Source organism: Archangium sp. (assembly GCF_045802675.1).
Classification (GTDB): Bacteria; Myxococcota; Myxococcia; order Myxococcales; family Myxococcaceae; genus Archangium.
This window is the reverse complement of the sequence record NZ_JBJMQO010000080.1, coordinates 40,593-60,073: the sequence shown is the minus strand read 5'-3', so window position 1 is coordinate 60,073 and position 19,481 is coordinate 40,593. Positions and strand designations below refer to the sequence as shown.

General features: G+C 66.9%; 13 protein-coding genes. 6 read left to right on the top strand and 7 right to left on the bottom strand.

The annotated features are described in order from the left end of the window. The 3 genes from ACJ8AN_RS22800 (at position 1) to ACJ8AN_RS22790 (ending at position 7,892) form a co-directional block, all read left to right on the top strand. On the top strand, positions 1 to 1,629 hold the full coding sequence (locus ACJ8AN_RS22800) for a hypothetical protein (protein ID WP_407757546.1): 1,629 nt from the start codon (positions 1 to 3) through the stop codon (positions 1,627 to 1,629). Beyond that, on the top strand, positions 1,626 to 7,112 hold the full coding sequence (locus ACJ8AN_RS22795; protein ID WP_407757545.1) for an AAA family ATPase: 5,487 nt from the start codon (positions 1,626 to 1,628) through the stop codon (positions 7,110 to 7,112). Before ACJ8AN_RS22800 ends, ACJ8AN_RS22795 begins: the two co-directional genes overlap by 4 nt. A 267-nt stretch (positions 7,113 to 7,379) precedes the next feature. Then, on the top strand, positions 7,380 to 7,892 hold the full coding sequence (locus tag ACJ8AN_RS22790; protein ID WP_407757544.1) for a hypothetical protein: 513 nt from the start codon (positions 7,380 to 7,382) through the stop codon (positions 7,890 to 7,892). 29 nt (positions 7,893 to 7,921) lie between these two features. Here ACJ8AN_RS22790 and ACJ8AN_RS22785 read toward each other — a convergent pair whose 3' ends face one another. The 6 genes from ACJ8AN_RS22785 to speD are packed head-to-tail and all read right to left on the bottom strand — an operon-like array spanning position 7,922 to position 13,678. After that, the gene (locus ACJ8AN_RS22785) at positions 7,922 to 9,556 is read right to left on the bottom strand and encodes a flavin monoamine oxidase family protein (protein WP_407757543.1); all 1,635 of its coding nucleotides are present in this window, start codon (positions 9,554 to 9,556) and stop codon (positions 7,922 to 7,924) included. Further along, a complete protein-coding gene (locus ACJ8AN_RS22780) occupies positions 9,547 to 11,043 on the bottom strand; it encodes a polyamine aminopropyltransferase (RefSeq protein ID WP_407757542.1) in 1,497 nt (498 codons plus the stop codon). Before ACJ8AN_RS22780 ends, ACJ8AN_RS22785 begins: the two co-directional genes overlap by 10 nt. Before the next feature lie 24 nt (positions 11,044 to 11,067). After that, a complete protein-coding gene (locus ACJ8AN_RS22775; protein WP_407757661.1) occupies positions 11,068 to 11,295 on the bottom strand; it encodes a DUF350 domain-containing protein in 228 nt (75 codons plus the stop codon). A 5-nt stretch (positions 11,296 to 11,300) separates the two neighbouring features. Then, positions 11,301 to 11,450, bottom strand: coding sequence for a hypothetical protein (locus tag ACJ8AN_RS22770; RefSeq protein WP_407757541.1), 150 nt, complete (start codon positions 11,448 to 11,450; stop codon positions 11,301 to 11,303). A 12-nt stretch (positions 11,451 to 11,462) separates the two neighbouring features. Further along, positions 11,463 to 13,361, bottom strand: coding sequence for a DUF4178 domain-containing protein (locus tag ACJ8AN_RS22765; RefSeq protein ID WP_407757540.1), 1,899 nt, complete (start codon positions 13,359 to 13,361; stop codon positions 11,463 to 11,465). Further along, complete coding sequence (speD, locus tag ACJ8AN_RS22760; protein ID WP_407757539.1) at positions 13,358 to 13,678, bottom strand: S-adenosylmethionine decarboxylase; 321 nt, start codon at positions 13,676 to 13,678, stop codon at positions 13,358 to 13,360. Before speD ends, ACJ8AN_RS22765 begins: the two co-directional genes overlap by 4 nt. Before the next feature lie 127 nt (positions 13,679 to 13,805). On the opposite strand from speD, the gene ACJ8AN_RS22755 reads away from it, so the two are divergent. The 3 genes from ACJ8AN_RS22755 to ACJ8AN_RS22745 are packed head-to-tail and all read left to right on the top strand — an operon-like array spanning position 13,806 to position 16,134. Then, on the top strand, positions 13,806 to 14,825 hold the full coding sequence (locus ACJ8AN_RS22755; protein WP_407757538.1) for a lipase: 1,020 nt from the start codon (positions 13,806 to 13,808) through the stop codon (positions 14,823 to 14,825). Then, complete coding sequence (locus ACJ8AN_RS22750; RefSeq protein ID WP_407757537.1) at positions 14,822 to 15,583, top strand: hypothetical protein; 762 nt, start codon at positions 14,822 to 14,824, stop codon at positions 15,581 to 15,583. The genes ACJ8AN_RS22755 and ACJ8AN_RS22750 overlap by 4 nt, the downstream gene beginning before the upstream one ends. Beyond that, the gene (locus ACJ8AN_RS22745; protein WP_407757536.1) at positions 15,580 to 16,134 is read left to right on the top strand and encodes a hypothetical protein; all 555 of its coding nucleotides are present in this window, start codon (positions 15,580 to 15,582) and stop codon (positions 16,132 to 16,134) included. The genes ACJ8AN_RS22750 and ACJ8AN_RS22745 overlap by 4 nt, the downstream gene beginning before the upstream one ends. A gap of 30 nt (positions 16,135 to 16,164) precedes the next feature. On the opposite strand, the gene ACJ8AN_RS22740 is transcribed toward ACJ8AN_RS22745, so the two are convergent. Then, positions 16,165 to 19,314: a lipase/acyltransferase domain-containing protein gene (locus ACJ8AN_RS22740; protein WP_407757535.1), complete on the bottom strand. Its 3,150-nt coding sequence runs from the start codon at positions 19,312 to 19,314 to the stop codon at positions 16,165 to 16,167. Positions 19,315 to 19,481 lie beyond the last annotated feature (167 nt).

The following is a 19,481-nucleotide window of genomic DNA, read 5'->3' as shown; positions in this document are numbered from 1 at the left end:
ATGGAAATGAAGAATCCAAGGCGGATGCCGGCCGTGCTCCTCGGCCCGAAGACCGTGCTCGCTCTCGCGCTGTTTCAGGCAGCGCTTGCTTCGCCGGGCCAGGCCCTGGCCCAGGCCACTCAGGTCGAGCAGCCGTGCGATGACGCGGCCTTCCCGCAGACACTCTGTTCCTTCGTTCCTCACGACATCGATCGCAAGTACAAGGACGGCGCGGCGCTGAAGGTCGAGTGCACTCGTGCGTGTGAAACGCCTCGAGAGCCCTGGGCATCTTGTCTGGTGAGGGCCGAGTGCACGCAGGCGGGCCTGGCTGCCACGGCGAACGTGTGTGTGACCTCATTGCAGGACAAGGATCTCGAGGTGCTGGACAGGACGCAGCGCCTGTATGACACCTTCTCATGGAAGTCCTTCATCGCCATCAACTGGATGGTGGACGAAAAAGGCAACCCGAAACCCGTCCTGGAGGCCCGGGATCTCCCCCCCCCTGCCATGGTGGGCATGCCTCGGTGGACGCCCCGGTGGTTGAAATGGAGTACGAGTCAGGACCTCTTTCCGGACCCCGCGGGGCAGGAGATAGAATTCCTGACAACAACTCCTGACCCGCAGGACTCGGCCATCGGCCCCCTTCGGCACCTCTCGTTCGCTCTCCTGCGCGCCGAAGGACCACTGCTCGATCTCGCCAGCCAGTCTGCGCCGCTGGTCCACCTGATGAATGGCTGTGGGGCTGCCATGGTGGCTCCCTTATGGGACCAGAACGGCCACATGGTCTACTACCAGAGCAGGGTCAACGATGTCTCGAGCCAATTCATCGAGCACGGCAAGGCAAACACCCTGGATGGCCAGATAGAGATACAGAACAGCTTCGTCTTCTCCTTCCCAACGGGAGTCTATTACATCAATGGGAACGAGAAGAGTCTGGACCCCAAGGACGAGGGTGCCATCGAGATCAAGATGGCCTGGAAGGTCATCGACGAGAGCAAGGGAGACATCCCGGAGCGTTTCTTCACGATGGCGACCGAGCTCCCCTGGACGGGCGGGCGCCGCGAGAGGAAGCTCTTGGGCCTGGTCGGCATGCACATTGCCCACAAATCCCAGACCTCGGCCCAGTGGATATGGTCCACCTTCGAGCATGTCGACAACGTGAGCGTGGATCCAGCCGAGGTGGCGCGTTATCGAAAGCAGGGCAAGCGCCTGCGGCCTTCCTTCAATGATCCCAATTGCAATGATTGTCAAACCAACCAGCCCCCTTGTGGGCAGGACCAGGAGACTCCCGGCGACGCTCCTGCGGGGGGAAGGACGTGCAAGACCCAGGTGACGCGGGTCCTTCCGATCGCCAGGTCCACCGCTGAACTGAACGCCCAGGCCCGGCAGGCTTTCAAGGACAAGGGGATGGTGTGGCAATATTACGAGTTGGTGGGAACCCAGTGGGCCCTGCAGCCCACCTTGAGCGACTCCAACGGTGTGCCGACGCCTCGCTACCTGTCGAACACGATGTTCGAGACCTACAAGCAGAACACGAGCTGCATCGATTGTCATAGCCATGCCATCATGGCCGCCTCGAAGGACAAACAGCGGAACACGTACAAAACGGCCCCCTCGGATTTCAGCTGGCTGCTGACCAGGGCTCGTTGAACGACGAGCTGCGCTGGAAGAGGGCCACACGACCCGTCAGCCCTGGCATCCGTCAGGGACAGGTGGAGATGATGCAAACGATCGCAGGCTATTTGGTGCTCGAGCAGCTTCATGATGGCCCCAGCTCCCAGGTGTTCCGGGCACGCCGGGAGACCGGGGTGGGCACGGTCATTCTCAAGATGCTCCGGCCGGAGCACTCTGCCCTGCAGAAAATGGCCCGTTTCAGGTTTGAATACGAGCTCACGCGGAGCCTGGAAGGGGAGGGAGCGCCCGTCTCACATGGCCTGGAGACGGACCAGAATCGCCTGCTCATGGTTTTGGAGGACTTCGGGGCGGAGTCGCTGGCGCATGCCGTCCGCCGGCAGGCCTTCAGCATCCCCGAGCTGCTCCAGGTGGCCGTCCAGGTGGCCGACTGTCTCGGTCGTCTTCACCGGCGACGGGTCATCCACAAGGACATCAATCCCTCGAACATCGTGTTGAACCGGGCAACCGGCCAGGTCAAGTTGATTGATTTCGGGATCGCGACGCTGCTCACGCAGGAGAGCCCGACCCCATCCAACCCAACGACTCTCGAGGGAACACTGTTCTACATATCGCCCGAGCAGACCGGACGGATGAACCGGAACGTCGACTCTCGCTCCGACCTGTACTCGCTCGGGGTAACTCTCTACGAACTGTTCTCGGGGCAGCGGCCCTTCTCCGCCGAGGAGCCGCTGGAGTTGGTGCACTCGCATATCGCTCGGCTCCCCAAGCCCCTCCACGAGCTCGTGCCTGAAATCCCCCCGGTACTCTCCGGCATCGTGGACCGGCTGATGGCCAAGAACGCCGAGGAGCGCTATCAATCGGCTCACGGACTCAAAGCCGACCTGGAGGAGTGCCTACGCCAGGTGAAGGCCAACGGCCGTATCGAGCCCTTCGTGCTCGGTCGTTCGGACCATTCGGCGGGGCTGCGGCTCCCGCAGCGGCTCTATGGCCGTGAGCGGGAAATACAAGTACTGCAGGACGCGTTGGAGCGAACCAGCCGCGGACGTGCCGAACTGGTGCTGATCTCGGGTGAGGCCGGAGCGGGAAAGTCGGCGCTGGCCAGGGAGGTCTACAGACCCCTTACGAGCAAGCGGGGCTCCTTCATCGCCGGCAAGTTCGAGCAGTTCCAACGGGACGTCCCCTACTCCTCCCTCATCCAGGCGTTCCGGACGCTCGTTCTCCAGTTGCTGGCTGGGAACAAGGACGAAGTCCTGGAGTGGAAGCGCAAACTGCACGGCGCGCTGGGGTCCAACGGGCAGATCATCATCGCCGTCATCCCCGAGGTCGAGCTCTTGATGGGGCCCCAGCCGCCGGTACCCGAGCTCCCGCCCCAGGAGGCCCAGAACCGCTTCAATCTGGTCTTCCGCAACTTCATCCAGCTCTTCGCCCAGCGAGCACACCCCCTGGTCCTCTTCCTGGACGACCTGCAGTGGGCGGACCATGCGTCCTTGAAACTGCTGGAGATGCTGCTGACGGCAGACGACCAGACGGGTCTCTTCGTCGTCGGCGCCTATCGGGAGGATGAGACCCACGCCCTGCACACCTTGAAACTCATGGTCGACGGAATTCGCAAGGCCGGAGTCCCGGTCAGTGAGGTCCGTCTGTCGTTACTGTCGCAGCTCGACCTGGAGCAGTTCCTGGCGGACACGTTCCGGTGTGATGCAACAGAAGTGGGGCAGCTCGCGCAGAAGGTGCAGGAGAAGACCCAAGGAAACCCGTTCTTCGTCAGCGAGTTCCTCCAGGCGCTGTATGTCCGGGAGCTGATCTGGCTCGAGCCCACGTCAGGCCGGTGGGAGTGGGATCTCGCACGCATCCAGGAGCGGGACATCACCGGCAATGTCATCAAGCTCATGCGGGAAAAGGTGCAGCGGCTCTCACCCGAGGCGCAGCGTGCCCTGCGGCTTGCCGCATGCATCGGCAACCGCTTCGAGCTGATGGTGCTGGCCATCATCCATGAGCGGCCCTACCAGGTGACGGCGAAGGCCCTGTGGGAGGCGGTCCGGGAAGGACTCCTGCTACCGCAGGGCGATGCCTACCGGCTCATGCGGCAAGATCTCCAGGGATTGGAAGAGGAACTCTCGGTCGAGTTCAAGTTCGTACACGATCAGGTACAGCAGGCATGCTACCTGCTCATTCCCGACGTCGAGCTGCGGCAGGTCCACCGGAAGGTGGGGCTGCTCCTGCTCGATCGGGTGCCCGCGGAGGAGCGTGAGCGCTTCACCTTCGACATCGTCCATCACCTGAACCTGAGCCGGGCACTGATTCAGGAACCCGCGGAGCACCGGAAACTGGCCGTCCTGAACCTCGATGCGGGCCGACGCGCGCTGGCCTCCGCCGCCCATTCTTCTGCCCTCCACTACCTGCGGCTGGGGTTGGGCGAATTGGAGCTCTCGAGTCCCCAGAGGGCCTGGCACGAGCAGTACGAGCTGATGCAGACGCTCCATGTCAAAGCAGCTGAGGCCGCCTATCTATGCGGTGCTTTCGAGCAGGCAGACCAATGGTTGCAAACCGCCATCGACCATGCGAACAGGGCGCTGGACAAGGCCAAGGCCTATCAGGTCAGGGTTCGCTCTTTCATTGCACGCAACCAGTACCAGGAAGCCATCCAGGTGACGCTCCTGGCGCTCGGCCTTTCCGGCATCTCCATCCCCCAGAAACCGAGCAAGCTCCAGGTCCTCAAGGCAATTCTGGAGGCGCGGTTCGCCCTCGCTGGCAAGAGCATGGAGGTATTGGAACGAATGCCGCAGATGACGGCTCCGCCCATGCTGATGGCCGCGAGCCTGCTCAGGGACCTGAATTCCATTGCCTTCCTGACGGATCCCAACCTCTTCGTGCTCATCGTCCTGGCCCAGATACGCCTCGGCCTCAAGCATGGCAGCACGCCCGAGCTGGCCGCCGCCTTCGCCCAATACGGCATCATCCTGGTCGCGGGGACCGGGGAGATCGATTCTGGCGTGGCGTACGCCCAACTCGCGCTGCGAATCCAGGAGCGCTTCGGCGCCCGGGAGATGCTGGCTCGGGTCATCATGAGCGTCCACACGTTCATCCTGCCCTGGAAGTCGCACCTGCGGGAGGTGTTGGACCCCTGCCGGCAGGGTACGCGAAGTGCACTGGAGACCGGGGATTTCGAGTACGCGGCCTATCTCTCCGGCCTGGAGTTGGTCTTCTCGTTCTATCTTGGTCATCAACTGTCGGACCTGGAGCCTCGAACCGTCCAGTGGCTCGAGACGCTCAACGACATCCAGAGCGTCAACCGGGACCGGCAGGTGGCCGCGCTCTTCGTCTACCGCCAGGCGGCCCTGAACCTCTCGGGGAGCTCCACCACGCCGTACGTCCTTCGGGGTGAGGTCTATGACGAGGAGCGAATCCTGGCGGCCCACCAGAGTGAGAAAGACGTCCAGGCACACTATTGCCTCGTCAAGCTGATGCTCTGCTATCTCTTCCAGCAGTACGAGAAGGGGCTGGAGATCGCGACGTGGGGCCTCCCCTCCATGGATATCTTCAAGGGGACGATCCTTCTACCGTGGTATCACTATTACAATGCCCTGACACGGCTTGCCCTTCTGCCCGAGACGCCGCCCGAGCGTCGGCGTGAGTCCTGGAAGGAGATCAATGCACAGCTGAAGAAACTCAAGAAATGGGCCCGCCATTCTCCGATGAATCTGCTGAGCAAGTACCATCTGCTCGAGGCCGAGCGCAGCCGGGCGCTGGGCAGGCATGCGCAGGCGGTGGAGCACTTTGGCAAGGCCATCGCGCTGGCTCACGAGCATGGGTATGTGATCGAGGAGGCACTGGCGCAGGAGCGTGCGGGCCATTATTTCCTGGAGCGGGGAGATGCCGAGGCAGCGAGCCGCTACCTGCGCGGCGCGCATTTCGAGTACCTCCGTTGGGGAGCCGCGGCCAAGGCCAGGCACCTCGAGGAACAGCACCCGCAGGTGCTTGCCCAGGCCAGTGCGGCGCCCATGACAGCCCCGCCGGTGGCGTCGAGCTCGATGACAGGGGAGCGTCTCGGGAGCACCCTGGATCTGTCCAGTGTACTCAAGGCCTCCCAGGCGATCTCCCACGAACTCGTCTTGGGGAACCTGCTGAAGCAGTTGATGAAGATCCTGATGGAGAATGCAGGAGCCCAGAAGGGAGTCCTCCTCCTCGAGGATGGTACGGGCAGGCTCGTAGTCCAGGCCGAGGGGCGAGTGGGCGACGAGGATGTGCTCGCCCTCCGATCGGCCTCCCTCGAGGACCACCCATCGCTCTCGTCCTCCATCGTCAGCTACGTGTGGCGGACGGGTGAGCAGATGGTGCTGAACGATGCTGCTCGTGAGGGGCAATTCAGCTCGGATTCATACATCCAGCGGCAACAGCCCAAATCCATCCTGTGCATGCCCATCCGCAAGCAGCAGAAGGGCATGGGTGTGCTCTACCTGGAGAACAACCTCGTCACGGGGGCCTTCTCGAAGGAGCGCATCGAGCTCCTCAACCTGCTGTCCGCCCAGGCGGCCATCTCCCTGGAGAACGCGCAGCTCTATGACACGCTCGAGCACCGGGTCCAGGCGCGCACCCAGGAGTTGCATGCGAGCAACACGGAGCTCTCCCGGGCCCTCCAGCAACTCAAGCAAGCCCAAGCCCAGCTCGTGATGAGGGAGAAGCTCGCCTGGTTGGGAGTCCTCACCTCGGGCATTGCGCACGAGATCAAGAACCCGCTCAATTTCGTCACCAACTTCGCACTGCTCAACGTCAACTTGACGGATGAACTGGTGGAGCTGGTACGGGAGCAGCGCCAGAACCTGACGCCCGGGAGCGCTCAGCTGCTCGAGCAGATTGCCTCGGATATGCGGGATAACACGTTGAAGATCAATGAGCACGGCCGGCGGGCAGATGGCATCGTCCGTTCAATGCTGGAGCTGTCGCGAACCGGGGGCGGCAAACCACGCGAGGTGGACCTCAATGCATTGGTGACCCAGTTCACCAATCTGGCCTCCCAGGAACTTCGCGCGCGCAACGCCTCACTCAACGTGACACTGGAGCTGCAGCTCGATCCCAAATTGAAGCCGGTGGAGGTGATGCCCCAGGAAATGGGGCGGGTGCTGCTCAACCTGCTCAACAATGCCGGCCACGCACTCGATGCCCGGAGCCAGACGGGGGAGCGCGCATTCAGGGCGAAGCTGCAGGTTTCCACACGGGAGATGGGAAACGGGGTGGAGCTCCGAGTCTGGGACAACGGCATTGGCATACCCGTGGCCATCCAAAAGAAGATTTTCACCCCCTTCTTCACCACCAAGCCTCCCGGGCAGGGCACGGGTCTCGGGTTGTCCATCAGCCACGACATCATTGTACAGGGCCATGGGGGCACGCTGGAGGTGGAGTCGGTGGAGGGGCAATACACGGAGTTCATCATCGCCCTACCCCGTCAGGCCTGTGTGAGCGGCGCATCGGCCACGAACCACGGAGAGACACGGCCATGAGCGGGCGGCTGTCACGGCGGCGGCGCTCGCAGTCACAGCGCCGTCACGGCCCATGAGAGGTAAGCCCCCTCCATCACCCTCACGGGGGAACCGCTGATGATGCCCTACCACGAGCTCGGGCTGATGGTGACGCCGGGAGACATGGTGGACATCTCCGCGCTGGGCTACCGCTCCGAGTAAGGGGCGGCCCGGCCACGCATGCAGTGGAAAACCCCGGGACCTGTCGTCAAGATGGGCCCCTTCGCACCAGCCTCCCGAGGAACACCGATGAGCAGCACGATGGCCCTGACGCCGGATACCCAGCAGCGGTCGTTCGGCCTCTATGCGCGGGTGCTCGCCACCCAGGTTCTCTACATCACGCCGCTCTTCTGGTTCATGGAGCTGCTGCAGAACCTCGGCTGGAAGGCGGTGACAGGGTCGTACGGCTGGGTGTTCCCCGGATCGCCCTACAACTGGTTCTCGTTCGCGAGCATGGGGCTGTGGGCAGGCTCGGTGAGCATCATGTGGACGCTGCACTACTTCTGGTTCCACCCGAAGGGGGTGAAGCCCTGGCTGCGCTGGCTCATCGCGGGCGCGGTGTGCTGGGGGGGCGAGTGGTCCGCGGGCTACCTCTCGGTGCACGTCATCGGGTACCCGATGCAGGTGTGGCCCGGCGCGGCGCTGGTCTACGTGGGCCTGCCGGCGTTCGTCCTCTGGGTGGGTGACGTCGCCATCTACCAGGTGCTCACCCAGCACGTGGTGGACCTGACGCCCGGCTACGACGTGCCCGGGAACACGTAGCCCCCGCCCTCGGGCCATGAAGGCCAGGGTCAAAGCCAGCTCGGGTCCGCGCGGCCGAGCCCCTTGAGTACCCGCTCCGCCGCCCTCACGCCGAACCAGTTGGCCTCCTCGAAGAGGGCCATGCCGCCCAGGTCCGAGTGCGCGAAGTGCAGCGACTCGCCCAGGCTCTCCTGCGCGGCGAAGCGCGCCGGGCCCCACATGAAGCCCGGAGAGGGGCGCACCATCGCGTGCCCCCAGCGCATCACCTCCAGGCGCCGCACCGTCTCGGCAATGTCCGCGTGCGCCGAGAGCATGTCCGCCATCACCAGCCCCTCCCACTCGGCGTAGCCAGCGGAGAGCACCTTCTGGCGCTCGGCCTTCACGTCCAGCCCGGCCATGGGCAGGTACCAGGTGAGCACCGTGGGCCCGCGCTCGTCCATGCGCAGCCCCTGGTGCGTGGCCACCACGTAGCCCAGGCTGCGGCTCTCGTAGAAGACGTTGTCCCAGGCCAGTGGGAAGCCACGCGAGAGCGGCGCCTCCGAGAGCGTCAGGTTCGCCACCACCCACGGCCCGTACTGGAAGGCACCCAGCCACTCGGGGCGCTGCTGCCGCCACGGCGCCACCACGTGTCCCGCCACGAAGCGCGGGCACGCCAGCACCACCTGCCTCGCCCGGTACGCCCGAGGCCTCCCCGTCCCCGCCTCCACCGCGTCCACCCGGCAGCCGCCTTCCGTGGGCTCCACCGTGTGCACCAGCACGTCCCGCTCCACCTGCCCCGCGGGCAGCGAGGACAGCAGTTGCCTCACCAGCCGCCCGTTGCCCTCGGGCCAGCTCAGGAAGCCCTCGCTGCGCTCGCCCTTCCCGTCCTGCCGCGCGGCGAAGTACCAGATGCCCGCCCACGCCGAGACGCCCTCGGCCGTGGTGCCGTAATCGTCGCGGCACGCGTAGTCCACCAGCCAGCGCAGCCGGGGCGAGCGGAAGCCCTCCGCCTCCATCCACCGCGCCATGCTCACCTTGTCGAGCGCCGTCCACTCCGCGTCGTCGCTCGAGAGCGCCGTGGGCACCGCGAAGGCCTTGCGCCCCTTGGCGTCCCGCGCCGCCCCGAAGGCGTTCATCCTCGCGTCGAAGCGCTCCAGCTCCGCCAGGTCCGCCGCGCTCGCGCCCGCGCGCAGGTACAGGCCCTCGTACCACTCGCCCTTGTAGTAGAGGCGCTCCTCGGGCTCGCGGATGAGCAGCTCCTCCTCGAAGGTGGGGTAGCCCTGCGCGTCCACGCCCGTCACCGCGCCCATCTCACGCAGCAGCCGCATCACCGGCCCGGCGTCCACCAGCGGTGCCGGCAGGTAGTGCGCGCCCCACGGGTACGCGGACACCTCGTTGCGCCCCGAGCGCGCCGTGCCCCCCACCTCGGCGTCCAGCTCCAGCACCCGCACGTCCTTCACGCCCGCGGCCGCCAACCGCCACGCCGCGCTCAGGCCCGCCACGCCCGCGCCCACCACCAGCACGTCCACCGCCTGGGCTTCCGCCGCGCGCGGCAGCGGGCCGCCTCGCAGCTTGTGCCCCACGTCCACCGCCCGGTCCACGATGGCGCCGGGCACCGGCTCGCGCGGGCGCGTCCTCCGGCACGCACTGGCCGCCACCGCCGAGCCGAGGAACGCGGCGACGAGCTCCCGCCGCGTCAGTTCCACCGCCGCCACTCCTCCTCGTAGTAGTGGACGAGCACCTGGTTGTTGAGCCGGTTCACCTCGGCGGGCGTGGGGCCCATGTCCATGGGGAACTGGAAGAGCGTGGCGTGCGTGTCGTCCGAGAGGAAGCGCAGCCCCGGGGGCAGCGGACGGCGCTGCAGCGTGCCCTCGTGGGCCACCAGCACGTAGCCCCACTCGCCGAAGGACGGCACCAGCGTGTGGTACGGCTGCGTCCAGAAGCCCGCGGCCTTCAGCGTGGTGTCCACGCACCAGAAGGAGCGCCGGGCATACAGCGGCGAGGTGCTCTGGATGACGGCCACCCCGTCGGGCGCCAGCCGCTTCTTCAGCAGCCGGTAGAAGCCCGTGGTGTACAGCTTGCCGAGCGCGAAGTTGTTCGGGTCCGGGAAGTCCACCACGATGACATCCCAGGTGTCCTGGCCCTCGCGGAGGAACTCCATCGCGTCCGTGTTGAGCACGTGCATGCGCGGGTCCGCCATCGAGTGCGCGTTGAGCTCGGCCAGCTCGGCGTAGCGCGTGGCGAGCCCCGTCATCGCGGGGTCCAAATCCACCAGGGTGACGGTCTTCACCTCGGGGTAGCGGAGGATTTCGCGCGCCGCGAGCCCGTCCCCGCCACCGAGCACCAGCACCCGCTCGGCCTTCCCCGCGCGCACCATGGCCGGGTGCACCAGGGCCTCGTGGTAGCGGTACTCGTCCACGCTGGCGAATTGGAGGTTGCCGTTGAGGAAGAGCGAGAAGCCCCGCTTGCCGCGCGTGAGGACGATGCGCTGGTAGGGCGAGCTCGTGGCGTGCACCACCTCGTCGGCGAACAGGTGCTCCTCGGAGTAGTTGTTGAGCCGGTCGCCGAACACGAAGGCCACCACCAGCAGCAGGCTGAGCCCCACGGCCTTCACGCGCAGGCGCACGGGGTGGGCGAGCACGGGAGCGAGCAGCCACGTGCTCCACAGGCCCACCAGCGCGTTGAGCAACCCGAAGAGGAGCGAGGTGCGCACCAGCCCGAGCTTCGGCACGAAGAGCAGCGGGAAGGTGATGCTCGCGGCGAGCGCGCCCAGGTAGTCGAACGTCAGCACCTGGCTGACCAGGTCCTTGAATTTGAGCTGGTCCTTGAGGAGGCGCAGCAGGAGGGGAATCTCCAGCCCCACCAGCGTGCCGATGACCAGCACGCTCCCGTACAGCGCCACGCGGAACATGTCCGTGAGGGCGAAGGTGAGGAAGAGCACCGGCGCGCACGTCCCGCCCACCAGCGCCACGCCCAGCTCTATCTCCACGAAGCGCTGGGCCACGCCGCGCTCGATGAAGCGCGACAGCCAACTGCCAATCCCCATGGCGAAGAGGTAGCAGCCAATCACCGTGGAGAACTGGGTGATGGAGTCGCCGAGCAGGTAGCTGGCGAGCGCGCCGACGATGAGCTCATAGATGAGCCCGCACGTGGCGATGACGAGGACGGTGACGAAGAGGAGCGTCTTGTTCAAAGCGGGTACTGCCTGTGGTGGGCGTCAGCCCGAGATGGCCGCGGCCACGATGATGGCCAGGCCGATGATGAACGAGCCCATGACGATGCCCAGGGAGGTGTTCTGGTCCACCTCGATCTCCTTGTGCACGTCGAAGGGCATGATGAGGCGGAAGACGAACAGGCCCGCCACGAAGACGGCCAGGCCGACCAGCGAGTACACGAGACTGGCCACCAGGTTGTTCAGATTCACCACGACTGCCAGCACACCCATCAGCATCACTTCCCTCCCATGAAACCGCCGGTCCAGTAGCGCACGCCGCTGCCACGAGCCCCCGCCTGGCCCCGCTCCGAGCGGGTGAAGGGCTCCCAGCCCGAGAACGCCACCACGGCGTAGAGGACGACGATGACTCCACCGAGGAACTTCATGGCCTGCCTCCCTCAATCATCCGACGACGAGCCCAGGTTGCTCTCCGCCCAGCGCGTGGACTCGAAGCTGGAGGAGCGGAAGAACGACAGCGCCGGTGCGAGCAGCAGCAGCACCAGCGAGCAGCAGAACCAGCTACCGCGAGGGGTGTCGCTCATGAGCGTCATCCGGTAGGACTTGCCCGTGGGCGTGCCCTCGAAGAACGCCGTGCTGCGCAGCACGTAGCGGCCCGGCTCCACCGTGGACAGGTACTCCTCCTCCGTCTGCTCGCCCTCGCTCCACGCGCCGTCCGAGTCGCTCCCCGAGTAGTAGCTCACCTCCTCGTAGAAACTGGTCACCTCGCCCGTGGCATCGTTCACCAGGTCGCCCTGCACGCCGAGCCAGGTGTTGCTCACCGGGGACAGCACCTCGGCGCGCACGTTGCCCTTCTTGTGGATGTCGAAGGGCTCGCTGAAGTGCATGGCCGTGGGGGTGCCGGACTGCGCGTCCTGCGGCAGCAGCACCTCCTGCACCAGCACCGTCTCCTTGGCGGCCCTCGCGCTCACCACGAGGAAGACGGCGAGCAGCGCCACGCCCCATATCCCCGTCCACTTCCAGAGGTCCGCGCTCCGGTGCGGGTTGGGCTGGCTGGGCGCGATGCCGTGCGGGGTGGGCAGCGGCTCCTTCAACTGGAAGGCCTCGCGCACCACCTCGGGCGCGAGGTACTCGCCGAGCGTGTACGTCACCTCGTTCTCGGTGCGGTCCACGTTCACCGAGTACGGCGGCGCCACGTACTCCTCGGCCTGCGCGTACTCGCCGGCCTGTACCTCCCAGTAGAACTCGCCGAGCACCGTCTCGGTGACGGCCGTCACCTGTTGGAAGGCCCGGTAGCGCTGGCCCTCCAGGTGCGCGGCCGTGCCCTGGGACACCGCCACGTCGCCCGCGTCCAGGGGCGCGAGGAACACCCAGTGCCCGTTGGAGTTCATCAACCAGGTGAAGCCGCGCGCCCGGTTGAAGAGCAGGTACTCCTCCCACGGGTAGCGCACGCCCTCCACCGTGCACGAGCGCACCAGGAAGCCGATGCACACCCACTCGGCGCCCTTGAGCTTGCCCTTGGCGCCCAGCGGGATGAGCGGCGCGTGGTCCGGCTTCTCCAGCAGCTGGAGGAAGGCCAGCTTGCCCTGGCTCGCGTCGAGCAGCGAGCCGCAGTAGGGGCAGGCCACGCGCTTCGTCCGGTCCGGGGCGCGCAGCTCCAGGTTGCCATTGCAGTGGGGGCAGCGCGCCTGCTGCAGCGCCACCTTCTTCACCTTCGGCCGGAGCTGGTCCAGCGGAATGCCGAGCTCCTCCAGCTTCAGCTTCTTGCCGACGTACACCTCGGGGTCGCTCGTCCCGGTGCCGAAGTCCAGCGAGATGAAGACACCGCGCGGGCCCGTGGCGTCCACGTAGTAGCTGTCCGCGCTCGGGTCCACGTCGTTGGGGAGCTGGCCCTCGGCCGCCACCACCCGGGCATGCCCGCGCTCCTCCACCGCGAGCCGGTGCCCGCGCAGGCTGAAGCGATGGCCCGGCGCGAAGTCGTCGTACGAGAGGCCCGGCTCGGTGTCCGCGTCGAGCATCAGGTGGAAGGCGCCCTCGGACTCGGAGAGCCAGCCGGTGCGCCCGTCGTCGAACTCCACGTACCACTCGTCCCAGGGCCCCGCGCCGTGGTCCTTCTGCAGGTGGCCCACCAGCCGGTAGCCATCGCGGCCGATGCGCCCCTCCACGTTGAGCTGAAGGGGCGAGTCGGTGTCGACGATGGCGCCAATCTTCCCGTGCGCCTCGAGGTTGACGCCCTTCTTCGCCACCACCGTCTGGCAGTGGCCGCACACCACCACCAGCGCCGTGCCCGCGGTGAACTCGATGGGAGCCCCACACGAGGGGCAGTTGCCCTGCGTCACGCCCCTACCCCCCTCGCCAGCTCACGGACGCTGCACGCGGCGGCGCCCAGGTGCCGGGTCAGCAGCGCCTCGAAGTCCGGGCGCTGGCGGGGACGGCAGCAGTAGACGTTGAGCGCGGCGAAACCGTGCTCGGGGAAGGTGTGGACGGCCAGGTGGCTCTCGGCCAGCAGCGTGAGGCCGGTGATGCCGCCCGGCTCCGGGAAGACGTGCCACTGCGGCTGGCCCACCACCTTCAGGCCCAGCAGCACGATGAGCTCCTCGAACAGGGCCGCGAGCACACCCGTGTCCTTCAGGCGCTCGGGGGGGCACCCGCTCACATCCACCAGCCATTCCTGTCCCGTCGTCAGCGTCCTTCCTCCGCTTTGAACACCCACCTTCTACCACGGACGCCCCGGAGTGGCCTGGAGAACACAGGGGCCCGTCCCTGATAGGCTCGGGGTCCGCATGTCCCAGAAGGAAATCGTCCCGCCCGCCCCCACTCCCCCGCCCGAGGGGGAGCGCTCCGCTCCCAACACGCTCCAGATGCCCGGCACGGGCGCGGTGGCGCGGATGCTGCGCTCGCTGCGCGGACTGCCCGAGGCCCGGAGTGAGTCCGGCCCCGGCAGCGCGGGCCTGGCCGGCTGGTTCAAGTCGGAGACGGCGCCGCCCACGGACATCACCGCGCGCTTCCGCGAGGTGCACCAGCGCGTGCGCGAGGGCGAGCCGGTGCTGCCGGACGAGGCGAAGCGGCACCAGTACCTGTTCATGAAGGGGATGCTGGGGGACGAGGTGCCCGGCTACCTGGAGGACAACCAGCGGCGCCTGGAGCAGCGGGGCCTGGAGACGCGCGAGGTGGCGGTGGACACCGAGGGGCGGCTCGCGGCCAACGTGGAGGTGGTGCGCGAGGCGCTGCTGGACGCGGTGCACTTCGGCCGCACGGTGGTGATGGTGGGGCACAGCAAGGGCGGAGTCGAGGCCATGAGCACGCTGGCGCTCTACCCGGAGCTGCGCCGGCACGTGCGCGCGGTGGTGGCGCTGCAGCCGCCGTATGGGGGCTCGGTCATCGCGAACGATTTGGTGACGACGCCCTCGCTGCGCAGGCTGCTGGACGTGACCTTCCCCTCGCTCTTCCAGGGGGACGCGGGCTCGGTGGAGGATTTGTCGTACGCGCGGCGGATGGAGTTCGTGCGCCAGCACCCCTACCCCCTGGACGTGCCCACGGTGGCGCTGGCGACGTCGAGGCTCTCACGGCGCTCGCTGTTGCGGCTGCTGTGCAACTACGTGCACGAGCGTTACGGCTGGGCATGCGACGGGTTGGTGAACGCGGTGGACGCGGAGGTCCCGGGCTCGCGGGTGGTGCGCCTGGACGACATGGACCACGCCGAGGGGGCCCTCACGGGCCTGCCCGGCTTCTCCAACTACTACCCGAGCGACATCACCGAGACGCTGGTCACCCTGGCGCTCGAGACACGAGGCGAACCATGAGGGGAGAGATTGCATTTCCCGCAGCCATCCGTTCATTCCTGTTCGGGCCTTGCATACTCCTCGCGGCCGCTTGTGCGGCACCGGGTCCAAACCCGTATGTCGTGATGCCCAACCCTGGAGAAACGCTGACGAGCATCTCCGGTCCCATGCCGGATTTCGGCGCATATCCCAGTGTCTCGGATGCCCTCCTCGCCGCCTGCCCGGTCATCATCCGCCAGCCACGTGCGGTGATTCCAGTTCCGAGGAATCATCAAAACTTCGGCGTGTACTGGAGGACGGCGAGCGAATACTGCGCATGGCTGTATTCCGTCGATGGTGAGCAGGTGGAAATGAGCCTGCTGACGACGAGCCCCGTCCAGGATGACCCATCAAGGCGACGGTGTGATCTTCCGTCACAAGTGATTGACAGGCGTAAACCAGAAGCCGCTGTCGTCCACCTCGTGATGCTCCACAACCACCCCGGAGGTGAGAGTATTTCACCACCAGACCTCCAAGCCATTGCTGAAATGGCACGTATCCACGGGCCCACGACGCAGTTTCAAGGGCAACGAATCTCCATCAGCGTCGCCGCGTTCTTCGGCAGAATGAGAGATGATAAGCCGGAATGCACAGGCTTCTATCATTATGCCCCAGCGCGGAGTGACGAAATGCTCCGGTACACGCTCGACAATGGACGCGTGATGCGGAAAGTGGTCGCGCGTGTTGTCTGGTTGGATGATGGGACCCCGAAGATCCTGCCCGCCGAGGAGCGGCCATGAAGACAAAGAGCTTCGCGATTCTGCTCATCGCCATCTCCATGGGGTGCCGCCATCATGGAGACTGGCTCCAGCATCAGGATTCGCGCATTCTGATGCCTGACTATCACGCCATCATGGCGGGTGGGCCCATCGATGGTCCTACGCTTCGGGCGCTCCAAATCGCCGCCAACGATTTCTTCCCTGCATGGGGTCCTCTGCGCGCATGCATCGACACGCCAGAGGCGCACAGGTATTACGCTGCCCGGCACGATGCGGTCATCTACGTGGCGATCTTGCAGGATCCCAGCTACTGCGGTCGCGCGTACTCCTCCCTTGACTCAGGAGCGAGATACGCGATCAGCGTCGATGGCCGCATCCTCCGCCGACTCCTTGATGAAGAGCCGGAGCTCGATACACCAGAGGATGGCGGCGCCGAGGATGCAGGCTCAGAGCCAGCCAGCCTGGACGGCGGGGCCACTGCGATAGACGTGACCATCCCGCCAGCAGCTCGGGTCAGCTTCCCCGTCTTCGCTGACGGAGGCAGTCCGTCGCCCGATGGAGGGACGCCATAGGAGCGACACCGCGAGACGCCGCGCTGAGCCTCACGCCGCGGCGGTCTGGGCCGCGGAGGCCGCCTGGGCGAAGCTCGCCATCACATCCCCCACGAACACGTAGGACAGGTACGTGGGAGACGTCTTCGCCTCGCTCTGCCGCAGCCGCCGGAGCGCCTCGCCCACGGTGAGCCGCTTCTCCCGCATGTCCGCCACCAGCTGCTCCACCGCGTTGCGCGCGTGCGAGTCCTGCACCGGCCACAGCGGCGCGATGAAGCCCGCGAACCGCTCGCTCACGAAGGTCTCGGCCCAGCCGCCGATGCCTCCCAGCATGTCCGTGGCCGTGCCCACCTCGCAGGCGTTGAAGATGACGAGCGGCCGCGACTTCTGCCCCAGCATCGTCATCGAGTTGCGCACCTCGAGCGTCCGCAGCTCGCCGTCCTCCAGGTACACGCATGAGGGCGACACCTCGTTGTTCGGGCTGTACTTGCCGTGCCCCGCGAAGTGCAGCAGCCCCACCGGCTTGCCATAACCCCCGCTCAGCAGGCTCAGCACGGACTGCCGCCGGCCGGCCACGCGCACCGCGCGAAACCGCTTCGCGAGCTGCCGCGACTCCTCCTGCGCCTGCGGCAGCGGCGCCAGGTGCGGATGGAACTGGTAGTCCGGAGCGATGGTGAGCAGGTCCCCCTGCGTCAGCCGCGTCGTGAGCGACGTCTGGTAGTCCAACAGCCAGCGCGCCACCGGGTGCTCCATGCACAGCAGGTCCGCGTCCGGCACATCCGAGGGCGCCATCAGCTCCCAGGGCACGTGCGGATCATCCGTGATGAACTGGATGGGGAAGCCCGGCCCGTACTGCTTGCGCAGGGCGCGAAACGTCTCGCGGAACGCGTTGGGCGTGCGCTGGTAGAGCAGCTTCCCCAGCCCGAGGAACCAGTTGTAGTGCTCGCCCGAGCGCAGCTCGCGCGCCGTGGCCGCCACGCTCTGGAAGAACGCGGACGGATCCGAGCCCAGGTCCAGGTCCCCGGAAAGCCGCGAGGGCAATCCCTCGCACGGCACCGCCACGTGCAGCATCCAGTACAGGCGCCGCGGGTTGCTCTTGTCCAACCGGTGGATCTGCACCGTGAGGTGGGGCTTCTGGGCACCGGCCTCGAGCGCGAACGTCCCCTTGCTCTCCTCCAGCTCCACGACGGCGGCCCCCATCATCCCGGACGTGGGCGACCCGGCCGGAGAACGGGAGTTGGAGGACGGACCCGGGCTCCCCGCGCCCGAGGACTCGATGGGAATCCGCCGGCGGGCCGCGCCGCAGAAGCGCCCGCCGTACTCGAAGGTGGCCACCACGGTGAGCTCGCCCGAGGCGCCCGGGTTGATGGTGCCGGTGAGGGTGGCGGCGATGGAGTCCTCGTTGCGCCGCACCAGCACCACGCCCGTGTCCGCCCCCGTGCGGAACGTCATCTCCGAGCAAAGCAGGCGCACCTTGATGGGCAGCTCCTTCCAGTCCGTCGGCAGGCCCGAGAGCGTGACGCCCGCGGACTCCGTCGCCGCGCCCACCTCGGCGAGCGCCAGGTCCACGGTGAGCGGAAGCGCCTGCCCCGCGCGCGCGGGCACCACCGGCTCCACCGAGGGGTGGCGCGTAATGATCTGCCCCTCGTCCTGGACGGCAACCGGAGCCTCGTTGGCCAACAGCGGCGACTTCGCCGGCGTGCCCTCCGCCGAGCGCAGCTCGCTGCCGCCCGGCGGCCCGGAGAAGCTCACGAGCTGCTCCACCCCATCGTCCTCGTCCTCGGGCAGCTCGCCCGCGCGGTGGAAGACGGCGAAGACGTCCGTCACGGGGATGACCTCGGGGCCCCCCTTGACGCTCACGCGGTACAGGCCCGCGGGCAGCGGACGCAGCGTGCCCACGTGGAAGCCGTCCGCGTCGCGCTTCAGGTCCGTCGCGAAGGACTGGCCCGTCTTCGTGTTCGTGACGTAGGCCTGGAGCGTGACGGGCTCGGCCGAGGGACGCACGCGCACCGTCACCGGCTCGTCGTGCGCGAATGCGTCCTCGAGGTGCAACGAGAGGCTGCGCGGCGACGCCCCGTAGAGGGTGTCCCGGTACTTGTCGAGGTTGAGGTGCTGCCCGGTGAGCACGCCCTCCACGTGGGCCAGCACCTCGAAGGCATTCTGCAGCGAGGCGTGGGACGTGGGGCTGTACATGGTGCGCACGTAGTGGCGCTCCTCGAACGGCATGGCGGAGACGCGCGGCACGGTGCCGTCACCGCCGTGGTCCATGCCATCCGGCTCCGAGTGGAGCATCTCCAGCGCGCCGGACGCGTTGACGCGCACGCCCTGCAGCGTGGGCTGGAAGGTGCCCACCACGGGGTAGAGGTTGTAGCCGCGCTCGAGGTACTCGGAATTCTTCGCGTTGGCCTCCACCGCGCTCTGGATTTCCCGCATGAACGCGAGCCCCTGCGCGGCCTTCGCGGGGTCCATGCCACCGAGCGCCGGGGCCTCGCCCGGGCGCACGACGCGCCCGTCCGGCAGCTGCACGCACGGGTACATGGGCACGAGCTGGTAGGCCGCGGGCAGCGAGCGCACCATCTCCGTCAGGTCCACGAGGTTCACCGGCCCCAGGTCCTTGCGGAAGCCCAGCGCGAGCGCCTGCAGCGCCATGAACGAGCCGCGGTGGGGCGTGCCGAAGGTGATGAGCGCGCGCGTGTCCTTCCACCCGCCGAGGCACTCGAGGAAGTAGCGCGACACGACGCCGCCCATGGAGTGGCCCACGAGGATGAGGCGCGCGTCCGGCGAGCCGCCATTGCTGTTGCGCCACGCATGCAGCCAGCGCGCGGACTCGTTGGCGAAGCGCTTCGCGGTGATGCGGATGTCGCGCCGCCAGTCGTAGGGGAACTCGAAGAAGTTGGCGCCGGGGATGAGCCCGAGCCGGCTCACCAGCGTCTCGGCCACCCGGGTGTAGCCGTCCACCTTCCACAGCCCGGGGATGAGGTGCGTGTCGGGCAGCACGGCCTTGGCCACCACGCCGTCGTCGGCGAGCTCGCCTCCGCTGTCCGACTTCAGGGTGAGGGACTTCACGCTGCTCGCGCCACTGAAGATGGCCCGGAAGATGGCGCTGCCGGACAGGCCCCAGAGCTCCTTGCCGTCGCGCTCGAGCACGCTCCCCAGCAGACCCGGCAGCAGAACCACGACATCCTTGATGACGGCGGCCATTGCGTCCTCCAGAGGGGGCACTGTCTTCCTGGCGCTCCTACGCGCGAGCACCGGAAGAGCTGACGATAGCCGGGATTCTACGGTTCCCTTCCGACCCGCCGCGAAGGCGCCACGGTACGGGACTGAACGGTTCGGGCCGACGTGAGCGGTTCTAAACACCCGTTCAG

What these genes read in the sequence shown, in the direction of transcription:
- ACJ8AN_RS22755 (WP_407757538.1), top strand. Translation starts at nt 13,806, where the DNA reads ATGTCCCAGAAGGAAATCGTCCCGCCCGCCCCCACTCCCCCGCCCGAG.
- ACJ8AN_RS22775 (WP_407757661.1), bottom strand. Translation starts at nt 11,295, where the DNA reads ATGGGTGTGCTGGCAGTCGTGGTGAATCTGAACAACCTGGTGGCCAGT.
- ACJ8AN_RS22750 (WP_407757537.1), top strand. Translation starts at nt 14,822, where the DNA reads ATGAGGGGAGAGATTGCATTTCCCGCAGCCATCCGTTCATTCCTGTTC.
- ACJ8AN_RS22770 (WP_407757541.1), bottom strand. Translation starts at nt 11,450, where the DNA reads ATGAAGTTCCTCGGTGGAGTCATCGTCGTCCTCTACGCCGTGGTGGCG.
- ACJ8AN_RS22800 (WP_407757546.1), top strand. Translation starts at nt 1, where the DNA reads ATGGAAATGAAGAATCCAAGGCGGATGCCGGCCGTGCTCCTCGGCCCG.
- ACJ8AN_RS22745 (WP_407757536.1), top strand. Translation starts at nt 15,580, where the DNA reads ATGAAGACAAAGAGCTTCGCGATTCTGCTCATCGCCATCTCCATGGGG.
- ACJ8AN_RS22790 (WP_407757544.1), top strand. Translation starts at nt 7,380, where the DNA reads ATGAGCAGCACGATGGCCCTGACGCCGGATACCCAGCAGCGGTCGTTC.
- ACJ8AN_RS22740 (WP_407757535.1), bottom strand. Translation starts at nt 19,314, where the DNA reads ATGGCCGCCGTCATCAAGGATGTCGTGGTTCTGCTGCCGGGTCTGCTG.